Raw genomic sequence first — 17,871 nt, 5'->3', positions numbered from 1 at the left:
CGGGTTGTCGGGCCGGGCGACGCGCGCGGCGCCGAGGTGGAGGCCGTTCTCATCGACCCCGCCGCCCACGGTGGGCACCGCGAGACGGACCTGGCGATGCTCGCCCTGTTCGGCGCCCCGCACCTCGAGCGCATCCTGGCCGGCTACGACGAGGCGCACCCGTTGACCGCGGGTTGGCGCGACCGGGTGCCGCTACATCAGTTACACCCGCTCGCCACCCATTCGGCTGGCCACGGCGCCGGCTACGCTGTGGCGCTCACCGACGCCGCCCGCGCGGTGCTGCGGCTCTGAGGCGTAGTCGCTCTGCGAAGCTGCTGCCCAGCAGCCCTGCGCCGCAGCTGGTCCAGCGACTTAGCGACTCTGCGGACCTGCGCGACTGGTTCGGGGGCCGGGCGTCGGCGTTATTCGGCGCCGGGGCTGACCCGGAGGACCTCATCCTGGCCGCTACCGTCGGACGTCGTCACCAGTAGCGAGCCATCCGGCTCGGACGTGATCGAGCGCATCCGGCCGTGCTCATCCCGCAGCAGGGTCGCCATCTCGGTGACCGAGTTGCCGTCCGGGGACAGCTTCAACAGCACGATCTGCTTGGTCTTGAGCATCGCCACCGCGATCGCGCCGTTCCATTCGCCCCACGCCTCGCCATCGAGGAATGCCATTCCGCCGGGCGCGAGCGTCGGCGCGCCGGAGCTCCACACGGCCGGCACCGCGTCAGGGAACGCGCGGGCGTCCGTCATGGGTACGTCCTGGTTGTACTGCCCACCACGATTCGGGTTCCACCCGTAGTTTCCGCCGGCGGTGACGAGGTTGACCTCGTCGTCGACAGACGGGCCATGCTCCGCGGAGTAGATGCGATTGGTGCCGGGCTGTGCGGCGAGGCCCTGCACGTTGCGATGCCCGAACGTCAGCACCGGGGAGTTGGAGGGCGCGCCCGCGATGGGGTTCTTGACGGCGGTGGTGCCATCGCGCTTGATGTGCAGGATCTTGCCGGACAGGGAGTTGGGGTCCTGCGGGGCCGGACCCGTGAACGCGTCGCCTGTACCGATGTAGAGCGTGCCGTCCGAGTGCGCGAGGATGCGGCAGCCGGAGTGGAGCCCGCCTTCGCTGAGGGGGATGTCGGAGACGAGCACCTGCGGGTCCGTGAGTGCCGACCAGTCGTCGGCCGCGGTCCAGGCGGTGATCCGGTTGTCACTGTGGTCAGCGGACGAGTGACAGGTGTAGACCTCGCGGGAGGTCTCGAAGTCGTGCGCCAGCGCGAGACCCATCAGTCCGCTCTCGGCCTCGGCGAACACCTCGCCCAGATCGGCATCGATGGTGGTCCGGGACTCATCAGGATGGATCGCATGGAGTGTGCCGGAACCGCGCTCGCCGGTGACGACGACCCCACTGGGATCGCGGACCACATCCCACGGGATGGTGAGTCCGTCGGCCAGGACGTCCACCGAGACCTCCGGCCCCGGGGCGAGCGGGGTCTCGGGGGCGAGCGAACCGAGCGAGTCGGTGTTGGAGCCGGTGATCGGTCCGCCGCCCGGGAGCATACTCTGCGCACACGCGGTGAGCGGGACCGCCATGGTCACGGCCGCGGCGATTGCCGTGGCGGACAGGGTTCGCGAGACGGCTGAGCCGCGGAGCGGGGTGGTGGAACGGGCGGGCTCGAGCGTCATCGGTACTCCTGGGATGGGAAACGGTCACCGTCCCGTCAAATCTAGGTGCCCCGGAGATGCGGCGACACCGGAACGCTACGGACGGTCTCGCCTTCGCGCGCGGGTAGCCGCCTCGGACTGCAAGTTGCCTATCGGATCTCATCTTGCCTATCCGAATACGAAGTGCCTATGGGGCCCGATAGGTAGGTCGTGACCGGATGGGCAGGACGTCGCCGGATGGGCAAGTCGTGAACAGATGGGCAGGTCGAGGCCGGATGGGTCGATCGAGGGGCGGTCGCGGCGCCCGGCCGACGGTGCGGAGGCGGGGCGGGGCGGAGGCGGGGCGGGGCGGAGGCGAGAAAAGAGCGAGACCGTGACCTCGTCGCGATGACGGGGTCACGGTCTCGGGAGATCACGGCTCAGCCGTGCGGGCTACACCTCAGAGCGCCTCGATGGTGGCCGTGGCGTGCACCGTTCCCAACTTCTTGGGGTTGCGCACCGTGATGGTCCAGGCCGGATCGGCCGCAGCGACCGCGCCGCGGGCGTAGATGCCCAGCTTGGCCGGCAGCACGACCGGCTTACCGAACTCCACCGTGTAGCGGGCCTGCTCCGGGATCGCGCCCTCGACCGTGCCCAGCAGCGTCGCCGCCGTCCACATGCCGTGGGCGATCACGTTGGGGAAACCGAACGCCCGGGCGCCGACGCCGGAGACGTGGATCGGGTTGCGGTCGCCAGACACGGCCGCGTACTCCGCGATCTGCTTCTCGTCGACCGACTGCACCACCGTGGGATCGCCGATCTCATTGGCGGTCGGCGGAGCGGGCTTTTCCGGCCTGGTTGCATCCTTGGCCGGAGTCAGCGAGGTACGGCGCTTGGTCAACATGCTCGCGCGCTGGGTCCAAGCGGCCTCGTCGTCGTCACCGGTTCTGATCTCCGTGACAACGTCGACCAACAGGCCCGACGGGTGCTCGCGCAGGTTCTCCGCGTGCGACCGGATGGTCAACTCGTCACCGACGCGCAGGGCGCGGCGCGAGGTGATCTCGTTGCGCAGGTGGACCGCACCCATCGCCGGGAACGGGAAACCCGGATCCAGCATGAGCTGCATGGTCAGCGGGAACGACAGCGTGAACGGGTAGGTCAGCGGCAGAGCGTCACCCAGGCGCAGTCCACAGACGCTCGTGTACGCGGCCAGATTGGCCACATCCACCTTCACGCCCGAGACCTCGACGCCCTTGGCGGGCAGCGACGTGGCGTCACGGCTGCCACCGACGACCGGAACCGACCCGATCGCGGCCTTGCCGTATTGCGACAGCAGATTGGGGATGGCCGAAAGCTTGGTGTACTCCATGTCAGATCACGCGCCCAGCAGCATCTGGCCACACACGCGGATCGTGTTGCCGGTGATCGCGGACGAGGCGGGGCTGGCGAAGTAGGCGATGGTCTCGGCCACGTCGACCGTCTGACCGCCCTGCTGCATCGAGTTCATGCGGCGGCCGGCCTCGCGGGTGGCGAACGGGATCGCGGCGGTCATCTGGGTCTCGATGAAGCCCGGCGCGACCGCGTTGACCGTGATCTTCTTGGACGCCAGCTCGGCGGAGGCGCCGTCGACGAAGCCGATGACGCCCGCCTTGGACGCGGCGTAGTTGGTCTGGCCACGGTTGCCGGCGATGCCGGACGTGGAGGCGACGCCCACGACGCGCGAGCCCTCGCCCAGCACGCCCTTCTCGACCAGCTCGGCCGTGATGCGCTCCGGCGCGATGATGTTGACCGCCATGACCGAATCCCAGCGGGCGGCGTCCATGCCGGCCAGGGTCTTGTCACGGGTGATACCGGCGTTGTGGACCAGGATGTCGATCGTGCCCTCGTGACGCTCCTTGACGTGCTGGGCCAGCACCTCGGCGGCGTCCGTGGCGGTGACGTCCAGCGGCAGGGCGGTGCCGCCGACCTTGTTGGCGGTGGCCGTGAGCGACTCGCCGGCGGCCGGGATGTCGGCACAGATCACGTGCGCGCCGTCGCGGGACAGGACCGCCGCGATCTCCGCGCCGATACCGCGGGCCGCGCCGGTGACGACGGCGACCTTGCCCTCGAGCGCGCGATCCCACGAGGCGGGAGCGGTGGCCGCGCCGGCGCCCACGGTGAAGACCTGGCCGTCGACGTAGGCCGACTTGCCGGACAGGATGAACCGCAGGGTCGACTCCAGGCCCGAGGCGCCGGTGTCCGCATCAGCGGAGACGTACACGAGCTGCACGGTCGCGCCGCGCTTCATCTCCTTGGCCAGCGAGCGGGTGAAGCCCTCCAGCGCGCGCTGCGCGATGCGCTCCTCGACCGAACCCGTCTCCTCCGGGATGGTGCCCAGGACCACGACGCGGCCGCTCGGGGCGACGCGACGCACGACCGGGTTGAAGAACTCGAACATGGCCTTGAGGTCCTCCGGGCGGCGCGCGGAGGTGGCGTCGAACACGAGGCCCGCGAACTTGCCCTCGGCGTCCGCGCCGGCGATCTCGTAGTCACCCTGCAGCATGTCGCGCACGGGCTCGGCCAGGCGGCCCTCGCCGCCGATCAGCACGGGGCCGTGCAGCGCGGGCTGACCCTCCTCGTAGCGACGGAGCTGCTCCGGCTGCGGGAGGCCGACCTTGCCGGCGATGAACGACCCGGGGGCCGAGGTGACGAACTGGGAGTAGAGGTCGAGGTTGCCCTGTGCCATGGCGATCATCTCCTGGAGAGTTTCGATAGTTCGGGGTCGTGCCGGTGCCGATTCGATGGTATTGATTCGGTAGTGCGGGGTCGACAAGTAACTTACTCGCGAGTAACAATACTCGTTGGGCCGCGCTTTGGGCCACCGGATACCGAGAACAAATAACGGGAGTGACACACGTGACCACCAGCCCCCGCAAGGTCGCCATCGTCGGCGGCAACCGAATTCCCTTCGCGCGCTCGAACGGCAAGTACGCGGACGCCTCCAACCAGGACATGCTCACCGCCGCGATCGACGGCCTGGCTGCCCGGTACAACCTGCAGGGCAAGAAGATCGGCGCCGTCGCCGCCGGTGCGGTGCTCAAGCACGCGCGCGACTTCAACCTCACCCGTGAGTCCGTCATCGGCTCGGTGCTCGACTCCTACACGCCGGCCTACGACGTGCAGCAGGCCTGCGGCACCGGCCTGGCCACCGCGATCCAGATCGGCGACCAGATCGCCATGGGCCGCATCGACTCCGGCATCGCCGGCGGCTCCGACACCACCTCGGACGCCCCGCTCGCCGTGAACGACGACCTGCGAAAGATCCTCATCAAGGTCTCGGCCGCCAAGACCAACATCGACCGCATCAAGCTGCTGGGCGACATCCGGCCGCAGGCGATCGTCCCCGAGCAGCCGCAGAACGCCGAGCCGCGCACCGGACTGTCGATGGGCGAGCACGCCGCGATCACCGCCCGCGAGCTGGGCGTGACCCGCGAGGACCAGGACGCCCTGGCCGCCACCAGCCACCGCAACCTCGCCGCCTCCTACGAGTCCGGCTTCCAGGACGACCTGGTCACCCCGTACCTCGGTGTGCCGCGTGACGACAACCTGCGTCCCGACTCCTCCGAGGAGAAGCTCGGGGGGCTCAAGCCGGTCTTCGGTAAGCGCGACGCCGAGGCCCACGGCACCGAGGCCACCATGACGGCCGGCAACTCCACCCCGCTCACCGACGGCGCCTCCGCGGTGCTGCTGGCCAGCGAGGAGTGGGCCGCCGAGAACAAGCTCCCGGTCCGCGCCTACCTGGTGGACTCCGAGACCGCCGCCGTCGACTTCATCCACGGCCACGACGGCCGCACCCCGGACGGCCTGCTCATGGCCCCCACCTACGCGGTGCCGCGCTTGCTCGAGCGCAACGGTCTGACCCTGCAGGACTTCGACTTCTACGAGATCCACGAGGCCTTCGCCTCGCAGGTCCTGGCCACCCTCGCCGCCTGGGAGTCCGAGGAGTACTGCACCGAGCGTCTCGGCCTGGACAAGGCGCTGGGCTCGATCGACCGCAGCAAGCTCAACGTCAACGGCTCCTCGCTCGCGGCCGGCCACCCGTTCGCCGCGACCGGCGCGCGCATCCTGGCCGCCACCGCCAAGATGCTCGAGGAGAAGGGATCGGGCCGCGCGCTCATCTCGATCTGTGCCGCTGGCGGCCAGGGCGTCACCGCGATCGTCGAGCGCTGAGTCAGTCGCTCGAGTGAGCGCTGAGTAGGGCGCCGGGTCGGGCTCTGAGCCGAGATCTGACCTGAACGCACGGCCTGTCGACCCCATCGACAGGCAGGATGAAAGTATCCTCAGCCGAGGAGGCCACGGGCATAACACGTGGCACTGTGCAGCCCCCGCGTCCGGCGCGGGGGCTGCGCTCATCGGTACGGGTCCGCCATAGTGGACCCACAGTGGTATTGGGGGAGTGCCGGTCGGCTCACACAGCTACCGCCGCCGAAGAACATCGTCGACGCCGGAGCTGCGCCCGGCAGGTGCTGCCACCCGTGAGGAGCGTGAGAGCGCGTGGATGATTCCACCACCCACGACGAGGGCTCGGCCCGCCCCGTCGAGATCGAGGGTGCGGCCCCGATGCCTGGTGCGTCCGAACGGCGCGGCTATCGGGTGCGCTCACGCTGGATTTACACCGCCGTCGGAATCTTCATGGGACTGGCGGTCCTCTACGGATTCGACCTGGTCCACTCCATCGGCCGCGTTCCACGCGGCACCGAGGTCGCCGGAATCGACGTAGGTGGGATGAAGACCGCCGACGCCGAACAACTACTGATCAGGGAACTGGGCCCGAAGGTCGACGACGAGGTGGACCTTCGCGCCGGAGTGGTGTCGACGACGCTGGACCCCCAGGCCGTCGGACTGAGCGTCGACTGGCAGGGCACCCTCGACCGGGCGGGCGAACAACCGCTCAACCCGTTCACGCGTTTCTTCAGCCTGTTCTTCAAGCATGAGGTGGGCATCGCGAGCGTCATCCCGGACGAGCGACTCACCAGCTTCCTCGAGCGACTGGCGCTGCAGGCGGACTTCGAGCCCCGCGAGGGTGCCATCTGGTTCGACCAGGCCGAGGTCAAGTCGGCGATCCCGCTCGACGGGCAGCGCCTGGAGATCGAGAATTCCCGCGAGGCCGTGCTGGAGAACTGGCTCAACGACGACGGCGTGGACCTGCCGGTCATCTACACCCCCACCGAGACCGACGCCGACCAGGTGCGTGCCCTCATTCGGGACATCGCCGAACCCGCGGCCTCCGAGGACGTCACCCTCATGGCGTCGCGGCTCGCGCCCGATGGCACCGAACCGCCTCTCGAGACCATCACCACCCGGATGCCGGCCCCGCCGCCCGCCCCCGGGCAGCCCGCCGCCAACCCGTCCGAGCGCGAGATCGAGATGATCGAGCGCGACGATCCGAACGCCGTGCCGGTCGTCTTCCCGCGGGACCGGATCGGCGAGTACCTGACCTTCGTCCGCGACGGCTCGGTGCTCGCGCCGCGCTTCGACGCCGACGCCGCGAAGGGACTTCTCGAACCGCTGCTCGCCGACACCGAGCAGGAGGGCAAGGACGCCTCCTTCTCCTTCAGCGGCAACTCGGCCTCGGTCGTGCCCGCAGTCAAGGGCCGCACCGTCGAGTGGGGGCCACTGCTCGGAGCACTTCCGGGCCAGCTCACCGACGTCGAGGGCCCGCGGGTCATGCCCGTCAGCTACGTGGGCCGCGATCCGGAACTGAGCACCGAGGACGCCGAGAAGGCCGGCATCCGCGCCCCCGTCGGCGAGTTCACCGTCGCTGTGGGCGCCAACGGCCAGGCCCAGTCGATGATCGCCGCCCTGGCCGGACAGTTCATCCCCGCCGGCGAGACGTTCTCCATGAAGGACGTCACCGGGCTCGTGTCCGGGAACACCTCCGCCGACGCCGTGGCCACCGCACTGTTCAACGCAGCACTGGAGGCCGGCACCCAGGACATTCAGAGCAACGACCGCGGAGTCGACAACCCGGCATTCCCCGTCGGCCGTGACGCCACCGCCTCGTCGGACGTGTCGTTCCGCAATGCGCAGGGCACCGCCCTGGTCATCGACGCCTACGCCACCGGCAGTTCGGTGACCGTCAAGCTCTGGGGCACGCCCGAGTACGACGTCACGATCTCCACCTCCCCGCGCACCGACATCAAGCCGCCGCGGACACGGATCGTCACCACCGCCGGATGTACGCCGACGGACGGCGAGGAGGGCTTCACAGTGAACGTGACCCGCGTCGTGATGCGTGGCGAGGACCGGGTCAGCACCGACAATTTCAGCTCGACCTACCCGCCGAGCGACCGGATCGAGTGCCGGGTGGAAGCCCCGCCGGCGCCCGGGCGCGACGACGACGATGCCCCCGCGCCGGGCCCGCCGCCCATCCAGATCCCGGGCCTGCCGGGAATCGAGATCCCCGGAATCCCGGGCCTGCCCGGTAACTGACGCTCGCCTCGCCTCGCCCCGCGAGTCCTTCCGCCGCGCCGGGCCGCACTGGGTCGCGCCCCGTCCCGTCCGGCCTCAGCTGCAAGACATGCACCGCGGGCTGCATGTCATTTGGTGCGATGTCAGGCTTGGATTTCGTACCAAATGTCTTGCGACTGGGAGGTGATGTCGTGCAACCGCTGGGCGCGGTGGGCATCGCGGGATGTGAGGGCGCTGGGTCAGCGGTGCGGGAGTGAGGCGGCAGTGGGCGTGAGATAGCAGCGGGCCCCGCGTCGGTGTCGACGCGGGGCCCGGTGGCTCGCTCAGGCGCGGGGCCTGAGCAGGGTGCGCTGGATCAGAACGCGGCCTCGTCCAGCTCCATGAGGTCGTTGCTCATGCCGGCGACAATTCCGCGCGTGGCGGTGAGCAGCGGGAGCTCGTTCGCGGCGAACCAGCGGGCGGCCGCAATCTTGCCGTTGTAGAAGGCCTTGTCGTCGTCGTCGGCACCCTCGAGGGCACCGAGCGCGACCTCCGCGCCCTCCAGCAGACGCCAGCCCATGACCAGGTCGCCGAAGCCCATCAGCACGCGCACCGAAGCGAGGCCGATGGTGTAGAGGCGCTTGGGGTCCTCCTGCGCGGCCATCAGGTGCTCGAAGCAGGTGGCGATCATGGCCTCGACATCGGCCATGGCGGTCGCGAGGAGCTCGCGCTCGGCGGCCAGCTGGCCGTTCGAGGCGTCGTTCTCCAGGAACTTCTTGAGCTGCGCCGACACGTGGCCCACGGCGGTGCCGCGGTCACGGGCGATCTTGCGGAAGAAGAAGTCCTGCGCCTGGATGGCCGTGGTGCCCTCGTACAGCGAGTCGATCTTGGCGTCACGGATGTACTGCTCGATCGGGTAATCCTGCAGGAAGCCGGAGCCGCCGAAGGTCTGCAGCGACTCGGTGAGCAGCTCGTAGGCCCGCTCCGAACCGACGCCCTTGACGATCGGCAGCAGCAGGTCGTTGACGCGGTGGGCCATCTCGGCGTCGGCGCCCGAGACGCGCGCGGCGATGGTCTCGTCCTGGTGGGCGGCGGTGTACATGTACACGGCGCGCAGGCCCTCGGCGAACGCCTTCTGGCGGATCAGCGCACGGCGGACGTCCGGGTGGTGGGTGATGGTGACGCGCGGGGCGTTCTTGTCCGCCATCTCCGCCATGTCGCCGCCCTGGACGCGCTCCTTGGCGAACTCGAGCGCGTTGAGGTAGCCGGTCGACAGCGTGGAGATGGCCTTGGTGCCGACCATCATGCGGGCGTGCTCGATGACGTCGAACATCTGGCGGATGCCCTGGTTGAGCTCGTTACCGCCGACCATCCAGCCCTTGGCCGGGACGCCGTGGCCACCGAAGGTGACCTCACACGTGGTGGAGACCTTCAGGCCCATCTTGTGCTCGACGCCGGTGACGAACACGCCGTTGCGCTCGCCCATCTCGTTGGTCTCGAAGTCGAAGTGGAACTTCGGCACGAAGAACAGCGACAGACCCTTGGTGCCCGGGCCGGCGCCCTCGGGGCGGGCCAGCACCAGGTGGAAGGTGTTCTCGAACATGTCGTCCGCGTCGGCCGAGGTGATGAAGCGCTTCACGCCCTCGATGTGCCACGAGCCGTCATCCTGCTGGACGGCCTTGGTGCGGCCCGCGCCCACGTCCGAGCCGGCGTCCGGCTCGGTCAGCACCATGGTGGCGCCCCAGCCGCGCTCGACACAGGTGGCGGCCCACTTCTTCTGCTCCTCGGTGCCGTTCTCGTACATCACCGCGGCGAAGGACGGGCCGGCCGAGTACATGTAGGCGGCCGGGTTCGCGCCGAGCATCATCTCGCCGGTGGCCCAGACCAGGCTGCGCGGGGACGGCATGCCGCCGAGGTCGTCGGGCAGGCCCATGAGGGTGTAGCCGGCGTCGTACCAGGCGGCGAACGACTTCTTGAAGTCCTCGGGGATCGACACCGAGTGCGTCTCCGGATCGAAGACCGGCGGGTTGCGGTCCGCGGAGGCGAAGGATTCGGCAACCGGGCCCTCGGTCAGCGTCTGGACCTCGGCGAGGATGCCCTTGGCGGTCTCAGTGTCCATGTCGCCGAACTCGCCGGCGTCCAGTGCCTCGTTGATTTTCAGGACCTCGAAGAGGTTGAACTCGAGATCCCGGACGTTGCTCTTGTAATGACCCATAGCGGTCTTCTCCGATCGGAGTGCGGTGTCATGCAGTTGGTCGTGCTGGCCGGGTTCGCGCAGGTAGCGGTGCAATGCCGGAACCTACTGGCCAGTAACAAAACAGATGTTAAACCGTTGTCGGTCAACAGTCCAAGGTGAGGGAAGGCTCTGTTTTTCCTGATCCGACAGCATGCTACGGAGAATGTGAGACGTCTGTGCTGGTCATGCGAGAGGTCTATGTGGGGCATCATCGGCGTATGGCAGAGATTCAGCCCCGGTTCCCGGGCCCGTCGTCCGTTGTTGGTGCGGCGACCAGGCTCATCGCGTGGGAGATCCGGGTCGCCCAGTACATGCTGTCCATCCCGGCCCGCATCGCGCTCCTTTTGGAGGACGCCGAACTGATCGTGGCCAGGGTCAATTCGATCGTCGACAACGTGGAGCGCGCCGTCGCCGCGGTGGATCAGCTCATCCTGGCCGCCGCGAAGTCCGTGGACGAGGTCGACGAGACACTCGCCCGCGTCGGGCGGACCGTCTCCCGCGCGGAACTTGCGGTGGGTGCTGCCGAGGTGATCATCGGCAGGGTGGAGATCGCGGTGGACCGGGTGGAACCGGTCGTCGACCGGGTCGAGCCCATCGTCGGCCGCGTGGAGACCGTGGCCGGCGCTGTCGAGGGGCTGGTGCTTCGTGTCGAGTCCGCGGTCGGCGACGCCGAGGGCCTCGTGGTGCGCGTGGATTCCACCGTCGGCGACGTCGAGCAGCTGGTCCAGCGGGTGAGTGAGACAGTCGGCACCGCCGAGGGCCTGGTGCTTCGCGTCGATTCGGCGGTTGGTGATGCCGAGGGGCTCATCGTCCGAGTCGGAGAGACCGTTGGCACGGCGGAAGGCCTGGTGCTGCGGGTGGACTCGACGGTGGGCGACGCCGAGGAACTCGTCAAGCGGGTGGCGACGACCGTCGGAGACGCAGAAGGGCTCGTCCTGCGAGTGGGCGACACGGTCGGCGCCGCCGACGAGCTGGTGCTACGAGTCGACTCGACTGTCGACGACGTGGGAGGCCTCGTACTGCGGATCGGGTCGACGGCCGATGGTGCGGACCAGCTCGTCCATCGGGTGGGCGAGACGGTCGGCACGGCCGAAGGCCTGGTGCTGCGCGTGGATTCGACCGTCGGCGACGCCGAGGGGCTCGTGCTGCGGGTCGGGTCGACCGTCGGCGATGCCGAGAGCATGGTCGTGCGCGTAGGCGAGACCGTGGGGGAGGCCGAGCAGCTCGTCGCACGGGTGGCACCCTCACTCGATTTCGTGGAGTCCACTATCGGCGCGGTGCGCCCTGTCCTCGAGGAACTGCTTCTCGAGGAGGGCGTACGCGCCGAGCAGGCGAGGGTGGTGGCCAACCGGGTCACCGAACTGCTGGTGGTGGCCGACGACGTCTCGACCAAGCTCGTCCCCGTCGTCACCCGGGTCACCGACAAGGTGGACACGAAGGAATTCGAGGCGGTCCTCGAGGTGATCGACAACCTGCCGGCGATCATCCAGTCGGTCGAGTCGGACGTCCTGCCGATCGTCAGGTCGCTCGATTCGGTGGCGCCGGAGCTCTCCGAGATCCTGGTGGTGGCCAACAACTGCCTCGAGGCATTGAACGGCATCCCGGGATTCCAGCGCCTGCGCCGACGCGGTGGAAGTAGCAGTGAGGGCAGCAACAGGCTGACCTAGCCGATCGGCCGCGCAAAGCAGAAGTCCCGGACCTTCGCCACTGCGAGGATCCGGGACTTCTTTCTGGAGCCGATGACGGGAATCGAACCCGCGCTGTCTGCTTGGGAAGCAGAAGTTCTACCATTGAACTACATCGGCATTGTGCATTTCACGTGCGGAAATCGAGCGTTGATGCCATCGATCACAGTGCCCGTGAAGGCTGGTTCAGGTTAGCACGGCCAGCCGGCCGCGCTGCGCCGGCGGGGCCATTGGCGCGGGCGAGGTGCGCCGGTGCCGCCTACTTGTGACCCGCGTCCGGCTTGGGGTCGGCGCTCTTCTGCGCCCGGGCCTGGGCCTGGGCCGCCGCAGCCTTGCGACGCGCGCCCGCGGTCATGGGCCGCTTGGGCTGGTTCAGTGACGCACGCGGGACGAAGCCGAAGGCCACGCCACCGATCACCGCCATCGCGATTCCGCCGATGATCCACGGAACAACGGACATGTAGCTGGTGACGCCCATCAGCACGATGAGAACACCCAGCCCCACGCAGACCCACGACCATTTGGTCCAGCGCCACACGTACTTGGAGGGCTCTTCCCTGAACTCGTCCATGGGCTCATTTGACCACGTCAGCATGGGTCGGTGCACATCAGCACCCCGTGCCGGGGCCAGTGATCGCCGCTGGCGGGCCGGTGGGTGGGCCGGCGGATGCTCGCCGCGGGGTGGTCGGAGGGCTCGCCTCCGACTCCGCGTGTGGCCGCCGGATAGTCGCTGGAAAACGCTGTGTGGCGCGCAGGGAACGGGGGTGTGTCCAGGTTCACCAAAGGTTTAGTTACTGGCGGGTAGCATTTTGGGTCGCCAGGGCGCTTAATAGATGTGGACGTACGTATAGGGAGCCGGACAGCCGGCCAGCGGACACCAGCGGAGCCCAGGAGGAATCCGATGAACGACGTGACTGCGCGGCCCATCGCCGAGCGCGTGCGCACGGTTCTCGCCCGTGGCGCGTCCGGGACGGTCGAGGCCGGAATCCTCCGTCGACCACTGCGCTCGGCACGGGTGCGGGACGACGGCGTGGTGGTGCTCGTCGTGGACGTCAGCGGCATGTCCCGCGAGGTCGGAGACGGGGCCCGGATGGCAGCCGTCGGTGCCTCGGCGACCGTTGAGATCCCCGACGCCGTCTGCACGGGACGCTGCCGGAAGTCGGCCCCGCGACCGTCGTTCGCGCTGGACGGTCGGCACGTGGCACGGCCCGAAGGGTGCGACGACGACTGCAGCGTCGTCCGCGGAATCGTCACGCTCTCGGGAATCGTCACCGCGTCATCCGATGCACGACGACGTCTCGTGGCCGCGGACGGTGGCCCGATGGGGGCCGGCGGCGACCTCGGCTCCATACGGCTGAACGAACTGCAGCCGCTCGAGATCACCTACCTCGGCGCCGAGGGGGTGGACATGGTCTCCCGCACGGATCTCGCGGCGGCGGCCGTCGATCCGATCGGTGTGGACGAGCAGGTGTGGCTGCGCCGGATCGGCGCGGACGACGGATTCGCGGCCCGGCTCGTGCTGCGGTCCGGTCGGCAGATCGCCGGCACCGACCCGCGCGTGATCGGGATCGACGGTCACGGCCTGGACCTCGCCGTGGACGCCTCCGGAGGCGGATTCCGCGACATCATCCGCGTGCCGTTCTCGCAGGTCTGTCGCGACACCGAGTCGCTGCGACACGAGCTGGCGCTGCTCGGCGCCTGAGGCGATCACGCCCGCACCCGACCGACTTTCCGTGGCCGGCCTCCCGCACGAGCGGGGGCCGGCCACGCGTCATTTCCGGAGCGTCCGCGAAAAATTTTTGGACTGATTTCGAGGAAGCTCTTGATTTATAGGTGAGCCTTACCTAAGTTGTTTTTCGCGGGTAGTCACGTCCCCGCCCCCGGACCGTTCCGGCGCCAATCCCTGAGGCGCCGGGACGGGCCGGGAAATGCTTTCAGGAGACGTCAACCACGAGAGGGGCTCTACCCCATGCGATCACTGGTGGGGCCCGTCCCCGAACCCGCCGAGCGCGCCGGATCCGCACTCCGCCGCTGCGCCCGCGCGATGCTCAGCGCCGGGACCGCCGCCCCGATCGCCACCGTGCACCTCGCCCATCACGCCCCCGGCACCAATGACTTCTGGCTAGCAATAGGAATGGCCGACGCGGCCACGATCACCGCCGGGGGAGTGCGCGCCCGGCTCGAGGTCCTGGACGTCATCCTCGGAGGGGTCGCGGACGGGCGGTGCCGCCGCGTCGTCGTCGTCGAAGGCCGGGTCGAACTGCCGGGCACGCACGCACAACGCCACGTCGCCACCCACATCGCGGTTGATCTTCCCGACCATTCCCTCCTCGGCATCGGCGACGACATCGCCCTGGTGCGGCTCCGCGCCGAACAGATCGTCCTCACCGACCACGACGGCGTCACCACCATCGAGCCCGACGACATGGCGACCTCCGGCCCCGACCCCTTCGCCGACCTGGAGGGGCACTGGCTCGACCACCTCAACGACCCGCGGTGCCGCATCGTCCCGCGGATCGCCATGCGCGTGTGCCGCTGCCTGCCCGCGCAACGCCCCCTGCTGGTCGGGATCGACCGCGCCGGCGTGGACCTCGAGTTCACCGACCGCGACGACAACATCCACCGCCAGCGGATCCCGTTCGCCGAAGCCTGCAGCGAGGTGGGCGAGTTGGGGACCCAGATCCGATTGCTCGCGGGCGGGCCCCGGTACCCTATGGATCGTGCTGCTCTCCGACCGTGACCTCCGATCCGAGCTCGCCGACGGACGGCTCGGGATCGACCCGCTCGACCCGTCGCTGATCCAGCCGTCGAGTATCGACGTGCGGCTCGACAACATGTTCCGCGTGTTCAACAACTCGCGGTACACGCACATCGACCCCGCGCAGCAGCAGGACGAGCTGACCGAGCTCGTCGAAGTGGCCGACGGGGATCCGTTCGTGCTGCACCCGGGCGAGTTCGTCCTCGGCGCCACGCTCGAGCGGCTGGAGCTGCCCGATGACCTGGCGGGGCGGCTGGAGGGCAAGTCCTCGCTCGGGCGGCTGGGGCTGCTGACGCACTCGACCGCCGGATTCATCGACCCCGGCTTCGGCGGGCACATCACGCTCGAGCTGTCCAATGTCGCAAACCTGCCCATCACTCTGTGGCCCGGCATGAAGATCGGCCAGCTGTGCCTGTTCCGGCTGTCCAGCCCCGCCGAGAATCCGTACGGCAGTTCCGCGATGGGCTCCAAGTATCAGGGGCAGCGCGGGCCGACCGCGTCGAAGGCGTACCTGAACTTTCAGTAGAGCGTGGGCGGGCACGGGCCGGCGCGTGCCGGCGCGGGCGGTGGCATGCGTAGGCGGTGGTCTGCGCTCGATTCAGTGCCGGCTTCCGCGTTGATCGCGTCGCCAAGTGGGTTCGGCCTACATCGGCCGAGTAGGGCTGTGCCGAACTCACTTCTCGATGCGCGCGCGGTTCGGTGAGGCGATTTCTGGCGCGCCCGTGGCAGCGGCGTCCGTGGTGGCGGCCCCGTGTCGGCAGTCCCGTGTCGGCAGTCCCGTGGCGGCGGCGTCACGGGGAATTTGGCTTGTTGAACAGCAGGTGAGGCAGCGTCCCCAACCCGGCCCCGAACTCTCGTCCGGCGTTCACCGAGCTTTTCCTGGGCCGTCGCCTCAGACCGATAGACAAGCGTTATGCGTATGACCGTGTTCGGGACCGGATACCTCGGCGCCACCCACGCCGCTTGCATGGCCGAGTTGGGCCACGAGGTTTTGGGGGTGGATGTCGACGAGGCGAAGATCGAACGATTGCGCCGGGGCGAGGTGCCGTTCTACGAGCCGGGACTGCCGGAGATCCTGCGCAAGCACGTGGACTCGGGCCGGCTGAAGTTCACCACCGACTACGCGGAGGCCGCCGAGTTCGCGGATCTGCACTTCATTGGTGTGGGCACGCCGCAGCGCAAGGGTGAGTTCGCCGCCGACACCACCTACGTCGAGGACGTGGTTGCGCGGTTGTCGCCGCTGCTGACCCGCGATGCGGTGCTGGTGGGCAAGTCCACGGTACCGGTGGGGACGGCGGTGCGGCTGCAGGGGATCGCAGACTGGCACGTTCGCAGTGGCGTGCGCGCGGAGGTCGTGTGGAACCCGGAGTTCCTGCGTGAGGGTTTCGCGGTCAAGGACACGCTGACCCCGGACCGGATCGTGATCGGACTGCCCGGTGGCGAGCAGGAGCAGAGCCTGGCCCGTGAGCTGGTCGACGAGGCCTACGCGCCGATCCTGGAGTCCGACCCGTGCCCGGTGATCGTCACCGATCTGGCCACCTCGGAGCTGGTCAAGGTCAGCGCGAATGCGTTCCTGGCCACCAAGATCTCCTTCATCAATGCCGTGTCGGAGGTGTGTGAGGCCGCGGGCGCGGATGTGACGGTGCTGGCCGATGCGATCGGGATGGACCCGCGGATCGGGCGCCGGTTCCTCGGTGCGGGACTGGGCTTCGGCGGGGGCTGCCTGCCCAAGGACATCCGGGCGTTCATGGCCCGCGCCGGCGAGTTGGGGGCGGATGAGGCGATGACGTTCCTGCGTGAGGTCGACTCGATCAACATGCGGCGCCGCGAGCGGATGGTTGACCTGACCGTCGAGGCGTGCGGCGGAACGCTGATCGGTAAGACGGTCGCGGTGTTGGGTGCGGCGTTCAAGCCGAACTCCGATGACGTGCGCGATTCCCCGGCGCTGAACGTGGCCGGGATGCTCTCGCTCAAGGGCGCGCAGACAGTGGTGTTCGATCCGCAGGCACTCGACAATGCCCGGGCGCTGTTCCCGACTCTGGGCTACGCCGAGTCGGCGCTCCAGGCATGCGATGGCGCGGACGTGGTACTGGTCGCGACCGAGTGGGCCGAGTTCGTGGAGCTCGACCCGGCCGCGGTGGCCGAGGTGGCGCGCGGGCGCATCCTGCTCGATGGCCGCAACTGCATGCCCGGCGACACCTGGCGCGAGGCCGGCTGGACCTACCGCGCACTCGGACGCGGCGTGCCGGTCCGTGCTGGCAGCGGCACCCCGGCGCGCGCGGGCCTCGTTACCGCCTGAGCGCGAGAGCAGCCGCCTGAGCGGGGGTCGCTGGCAGGCTCCGGCCCGAGGCCGCCACTACTGCCGGTACGAGCTGAGGAAGTTGCCGATCCGCTCGATCGCCGTGCCCAGGTCGCGGGCCGGCGGCAGGGTGACGATCCGGAAATGGTCCGGGTCCGGCCAGTTAAAGCCCGTGCCCTGCGTGATGAGGATCCGCTCGCGCTCGAGCAGGTCCAGGGCGAACTGGCGGTCGTCGTGGATCTCGTGGACCTCCGGGTCGAGCCGCGGGAACACGTACAGCGCGCCCATCGGCCGAACGCAGCTCACGCCGGGGATGGTGTTGAGCTTCTCCCAGGCGATGCCGCGCTGCTCGTGCAGTCGCCCGCCGGGCTCGATGAGCTCATCGATCGACTGGTACCCGCCCAAGGCCACCTGGATGGCGTGCTGCGCGGGCACGTTGGGACACAATCGCGTGGACGCGAGTAGTTCCAGGCCCTCGAGGAACCCGGCGGCGTGCGCCTTGGGGCCGGTGATGGCCACCCAGCCGGCGCGGTACCCGGCCACGCGGTACGTCTTGGACAGGCCGTTGAACGTCAGCACGAGCAGGTCCGGCGCGAGGGTGGCGATGGAGGTGTGCTGGGCCTCGTCGTAGATGATCCGGTCGTAGATCTCATCCGCCAGGATCAGCAGACTGTGCTCGCGGGCCAGGTCGACGATCCCCTGCAGGACCTCCCGCGAGTACACCGCGCCCGTCGGGTTGTTGGGGTTGATCACCACGATCGCCTTGGTGCGGGGCGTGATCTTGGAGGCGATGTCCTCCAGCGACGGGTTCCAGTCGTCTTCCTCGTCGCAGAGGTAGTGGACCG

At 69.0% G+C, this 17,871-nt stretch carries 14 protein-coding genes and 1 tRNA gene; 8 read left to right on the top strand and 7 right to left on the bottom strand.

Features of this window, described 5'->3' with window-relative positions:
* The coding region (locus G6016_RS10285) for a fructosamine kinase family protein (protein ID WP_182632567.1) at window positions 1-291 on the top strand (291 nt) is incomplete at its 5' end.
* A gap of 110 nt (window positions 292-401) precedes the next feature.
* Here the strand turns inward: G6016_RS10285 and G6016_RS10280 are convergent.
* From G6016_RS10280 to G6016_RS10270, 3 genes are all read right to left on the bottom strand, one after another.
* Window positions 402-1,661 carry a PQQ-dependent sugar dehydrogenase gene (locus G6016_RS10280; RefSeq protein ID WP_182632566.1) on the bottom strand — a complete coding sequence of 420 codons (1,260 nt, stop codon included), beginning with the start codon at window positions 1,659-1,661 and terminating at the stop codon, window positions 402-404.
* 418 nt (window positions 1,662-2,079) lie between these two features.
* Window positions 2,080-2,988 carry a MaoC family dehydratase gene (locus G6016_RS10275; protein WP_182632565.1) on the bottom strand — a complete coding sequence of 303 codons (909 nt, stop codon included), beginning with the start codon at window positions 2,986-2,988 and terminating at the stop codon, window positions 2,080-2,082.
* Between the two features lie 6 nt (window positions 2,989-2,994).
* Window positions 2,995-4,344, bottom strand: coding sequence for a 3-oxoacyl-ACP reductase (locus G6016_RS10270; protein ID WP_187354492.1), 1,350 nt, complete (start codon window positions 4,342-4,344; stop codon window positions 2,995-2,997).
* Window positions 4,345-4,514: 170 nt separating this feature from the next.
* On the opposite strand from G6016_RS10270, the gene G6016_RS10265 reads away from it, so the two are divergent.
* Both G6016_RS10265 and G6016_RS17685 read left to right on the top strand, forming a co-directional pair.
* Window positions 4,515-5,828, top strand: a complete 1,314-nt coding sequence (locus G6016_RS10265; protein WP_182632564.1) for an acetyl-CoA C-acetyltransferase — start codon at window positions 4,515-4,517, stop codon at window positions 5,826-5,828.
* 324 nt (window positions 5,829-6,152) lie between these two features.
* Complete coding sequence (locus G6016_RS17685; protein ID WP_182632563.1) at window positions 6,153-8,090, top strand: peptidoglycan binding domain-containing protein; 1,938 nt, start codon at window positions 6,153-6,155, stop codon at window positions 8,088-8,090.
* 334 nt (window positions 8,091-8,424) lie between these two features.
* Here the strand turns inward: G6016_RS17685 and G6016_RS10255 are convergent, their stop codons facing one another.
* The gene (locus tag G6016_RS10255) at window positions 8,425-10,263 is read right to left on the bottom strand and encodes an acyl-CoA dehydrogenase (protein ID WP_182632562.1); all 1,839 of its coding nucleotides are present in this window, start codon (window positions 10,261-10,263) and stop codon (window positions 8,425-8,427) included.
* A 239-nt stretch (window positions 10,264-10,502) separates the two neighbouring features.
* On the opposite strand from G6016_RS10255, the gene G6016_RS10250 reads away from it, so the two are divergent.
* Window positions 10,503-11,951 carry a hypothetical protein gene (locus G6016_RS10250; protein WP_182632561.1) on the top strand — a complete coding sequence of 483 codons (1,449 nt, stop codon included), beginning with the start codon at window positions 10,503-10,505 and terminating at the stop codon, window positions 11,949-11,951.
* A gap of 64 nt (window positions 11,952-12,015) precedes the next feature.
* Here G6016_RS10250 and G6016_RS10245 read toward each other — a convergent pair.
* Both G6016_RS10245 and G6016_RS10240 read right to left on the bottom strand, forming a co-directional pair.
* Window positions 12,016-12,089, bottom strand: a tRNA-Gly gene (locus G6016_RS10245).
* A 139-nt stretch (window positions 12,090-12,228) separates the two neighbouring features.
* Window positions 12,229-12,540 (bottom strand): hypothetical protein, encoded by a 312-nt coding sequence (locus G6016_RS10240; protein ID WP_182632560.1) that lies wholly within the window; start codon window positions 12,538-12,540, stop codon window positions 12,229-12,231.
* A 330-nt stretch (window positions 12,541-12,870) separates the two neighbouring features.
* Between G6016_RS10240 and G6016_RS10235 the strand changes: the two genes are divergently transcribed.
* The 4 genes from G6016_RS10235 (at window position 12,871) to G6016_RS10220 (ending at window position 17,026) form a co-directional block, all read left to right on the top strand.
* Window positions 12,871-13,671: a hypothetical protein gene (locus tag G6016_RS10235; RefSeq protein WP_182632559.1), complete on the top strand. Its 801-nt coding sequence runs from the start codon at window positions 12,871-12,873 to the stop codon at window positions 13,669-13,671.
* A gap of 267 nt (window positions 13,672-13,938) precedes the next feature.
* Window positions 13,939-14,709: a hypothetical protein gene (locus tag G6016_RS10230; RefSeq protein ID WP_182632558.1), complete on the top strand. Its 771-nt coding sequence runs from the start codon at window positions 13,939-13,941 to the stop codon at window positions 14,707-14,709.
* The gene (dcd, locus tag G6016_RS10225; protein WP_182632557.1) at window positions 14,690-15,253 is read left to right on the top strand and encodes a dCTP deaminase; all 564 of its coding nucleotides are present in this window, start codon (window positions 14,690-14,692) and stop codon (window positions 15,251-15,253) included. Before G6016_RS10230 ends, dcd begins: the two co-directional genes overlap by 20 nt.
* A gap of 387 nt (window positions 15,254-15,640) precedes the next feature.
* Window positions 15,641-17,026: a UDP-glucose dehydrogenase family protein gene (locus G6016_RS10220; RefSeq protein WP_182632556.1), complete on the top strand. Its 1,386-nt coding sequence runs from the start codon at window positions 15,641-15,643 to the stop codon at window positions 17,024-17,026.
* A gap of 57 nt (window positions 17,027-17,083) precedes the next feature.
* On the opposite strand, the gene G6016_RS10215 is transcribed toward G6016_RS10220, so the two are convergent.
* On the bottom strand, window positions 17,084-17,871 hold a 788-nt coding region (locus G6016_RS10215), incomplete at its 5' end, for an aminotransferase class I/II-fold pyridoxal phosphate-dependent enzyme (RefSeq protein WP_182632555.1).

It is taken from the genome of Dietzia aerolata (assembly GCF_014144865.1).
Taxonomy (GTDB): domain Bacteria; phylum Actinomycetota; class Actinomycetes; order Mycobacteriales; family Mycobacteriaceae; genus Dietzia; species Dietzia aerolata.
Note: the sequence above shows the minus strand (reverse complement) of the source record. Positions and strands in the feature narration are given on the sequence as shown.